The organism is Streptomyces bambusae (assembly GCF_019400985.1).
GTDB classification, from domain to species: domain Bacteria; phylum Actinomycetota; class Actinomycetes; order Streptomycetales; family Streptomycetaceae; genus Streptomyces; species Streptomyces bambusae_A.
Map to the genome: position 1 here is coordinate 1 of NZ_WTFF01000520.1, position 3,043 is coordinate 3,043.

Sequence of the window (3,043 nt, forward strand, 5' to 3'; positions counted from 1 at the left end):
AAATGTGTAAACGAACCGGGCCCGGCCCCCCCCGCCCCTTCCCACCCCGGCCCGCAGCGCGGCCGCCACCCGGTCGGCCACCGCCGTCCGCTCCGACTCCGAGCGCAGCGCGACCAGGAGCGGCACCCGGCCCTCCACCGGGCGTACGCCCAGCAGCACCGGCACGCCCACCGCCGAGAGCTCCTCCGACACCGCCCGCGCCAGGACCGACCAGTTGCCGGCCGGGCCGAGGTCCGCCGCCAGCCGCATGACCACCGGCAGCAGCGGGCCGGCGCCCGGCCGGAAGCCCAGCACCCGCGCCTGCGCCGGCGCGTCCTCCGCCGAGATGCGGCCCTCCGCCAGGTCCGTCAGGAAGTCGCCGCGCCCGCGCGCGGCCAGCTCCTCCTCCTGCCGGGCCTGCATCAGCACCACCGCGAGCACGCCCGCCGTCCGCTCCGCCGCCATCCGGTGCACCGGCAGGACCGGGGAGGAGACGCCCAGCAGGACCAGCCGGGCCCGCACCGCGCCCGAGCCCGGTCCGCCGCCGGGCACGTCCACCACGACCGCGTTCGACGGCGGAGCCTCGCCGCGCTGACCGCGCAGCCCCTCCCACACCTGGAGCGGGTCGGCACCGGGGTCCCCGGCCGTGCTGCCCGCCGCGTAGAGCAGCTGGGCGTCGGGGGTCTCCAGGAACACCGGGTTCGCGGTGAAATCGGCGAGGATGCGCAGGACCTGGGGGATGCCGCCGCCCCCGAGCAGCGCCTCCGTACAGCGCCGGTGCACCTCCTCGGCGCGCTGCAGCAGCGCGTAGTGGCCGTTGACGATCTCGGTGTGGACCTCCTCGGTGACCGTCACGAAGGGGACCTCGCGGTGCAGTTGCACCAGCGGCAGCCCGGCCGCCCGCGCCGTCTCCACGATCGTCGCGGGCAGCCGGCTGAAGCGCGGACCCAGCTCCACCACCAGCGCCGCGATGCCCCGCTCGGCGAGCCGCCGGACGAAGGCGCGCTGTTCGGCGGGCCGGGTGCCGAGCCCCAGACCCGTCGTCAGCAGCAGCTCGCCGCCCTTGAGGAGGGAGGCGATGTTGGGGACCTCGCCCGCGTGCACCCAGCGCACCGTCCGGCCGAGCCGGTCGGCGCAGGCCACCACCTCCGGCAGCCCGCTGCGCAGTCCGGGCAGTTCGAGCGCCCTCTGAACGGTGATCCCGCCCTGATCGTCCATGTGGCCGGACGCTACCCGCCACTTCGTTCCAAGGACATCACCTGCCGGTCACGAGTCGTCGCACGGCCGACAACTCGTCGGCCCTGCACGGTGATTATCGGACCGCATGTCTGTTGTGGCCTGCGTCACCCGCCGCGAGAGTGGGCGCCTGTTTCCAGGAGCAGCACAACGGCAGCAAGGAACGAGGACGACATGACCACTGGTTCCTCCGGTGAGGCACCGCGCATCCAACGGCTCAAGGCCAACTCGGTCGGACTGACCGGCGTCGTCTTCATGGCCGTGGCCACCGCCGCCCCCATCACCGCGATGACCGGCAACCTCCCCATCGCCGTCGGCTTCGGCAACGGCACCGGCGCCCCCGCCGGCTACCTTTTCGCGACCGTGGTCCTGACCGTCTTCGCGGTCGGCTACGTCGCGATGGCCAAGCGGATCACGGCCGCCGGCGCCTTCTACGGCTACATCTCCCACGGCCTCGGCCGGATCGCCGGCATGGCCTCCGGCCTGCTCGCGGTCCTCGCATACATCGTCTTCGAGGCCTCCATCGTCGGCGTTTTCTCCTACTTCGCGAAGACCACCGTCCACGACCAGCTCGGCGTCGACCTGCCGTGGATCGTGTACGCGGCGGGCATGCTCGCCGTCACCGCGGTCCTCGCCCACTTCGACATCAACCTCACCGCCAAGGCGCTCGGGGTGATGCTCGTCGCGGAGGTCGCCGTCCTCTTCGCCGTCGCCACCGCCGTACTGATCGCCGGCGGCGGCCCCGACGGCATCCCCGTCGAGCCGGTCAACCCGGCGAACGCCTTCACCGGCACGTCCGCCGGGCTCGGGCTCTTCTTCGCCTTCTGGTCCTGGGTCGGCTTCGAGTCCACCGCCATGTACGGCGAGGAGTCCCGCGACCCCAAGCGGGTCATCCCCAAGGCCACCCTCGTCTCCGTCGTCGGCGTCGGCCTCTTCTACATCTACGTCTCCTGGATGACCATCGCCGGCAACGGCCTCGCCGCGTCCGTCGAACTGTCCGCCTCCACCAGCCCGCTCGACCTGTTCTTCGCCCCGACCCGGTCGTTCATCGGCGCCTGGGCCGTCGACGCCTTCCAGTGGCTGCTGCTCACCGGCTCCTTCGCCTGCGGCATGGCCTTCCACCAGTGCGCCGCCCGCTACCTCTACGCCATCGGCCGCGAGGGCTTCCTGCACCCGGCGCTCGGCCGCACCCACGCCCGGCACGGCTCCCCGTACGTCGCCTCCGTCGCCCAGACCGCCATCGCCACCGCCCTGGTCGCCGGCTTCTGGCTGACCGGCCAGGACCCGTACCTGCACCTCTACACCCTGCTCGCGATCCTCGGGACGATGGCGATCCTCATCGTGCAGACGCTGTGCTCCTTCGCCGTCATCGGCTACTTCCGCGCCAACCACCCCGAGGACCGGCACTGGTTCAGGACCTTCACCGCCCCGCTGCTCGGCGGGATCGGCATGACGGCCGTGGTGGTGCTGCTCGTCCTCAACATGGAGACCGCGGCCGGCGCCGCCGCCGACTCCCTCTTCTTCACGCTCATCCCGTGGATCGTCGGCGCCGTCTTCCTCGGCGGCCTCGCACTGGGCCTGTGGCTCAAGGCCAAGGCCCCGGCGCGCTACGAGATCATCGGCCGGATCGTCCTGGAGGACTCCGCCGAGCGCGCCGACGACGACACCGCCTCCCCGTCCGCCGCCGTCAACGTCTGAGAAGGACCACCGCCATGGCCCGTACGCCGCTGATGCACGCCCTCAAGCAGCTCGCCGCCGAACACGCGGCCGCCCACCGGCTCGCCATGCCCGTCGCCGAGGTGCGCGGCTCCACCCGCCGCGAACTCCT

General features: G+C 72.7%; 2 protein-coding genes. One reads left to right on the forward strand and one right to left on the reverse strand.

Going from position 1 to position 3,043, the window contains the following annotated elements; translation table 11 throughout:
• On the reverse strand, positions 1 to 1,197 hold a 1,197-nt coding region (locus GPJ59_RS34995; protein ID WP_219672095.1), incomplete at its 3' end, for a PucR family transcriptional regulator ligand-binding domain-containing protein.
• Positions 1,198 to 1,389: 192 nt separating this feature from the next.
• Between GPJ59_RS34995 and GPJ59_RS35000 the strand changes: the two genes are divergently transcribed.
• A complete protein-coding gene (locus tag GPJ59_RS35000; protein ID WP_219672097.1) occupies positions 1,390 to 2,913 on the forward strand; it encodes an APC family permease in 1,524 nt (507 codons plus the stop codon).
• Positions 2,914 to 3,043 lie beyond the last annotated feature (130 nt).

Coding starts and splice junctions, on each gene's coding strand:
- GPJ59_RS35000 (WP_219672097.1), top strand. CDS start 1,390: ATGACCACTGGTTCCTCCGGTGAGGCACCGCGCATCCAACGGCTCAAG.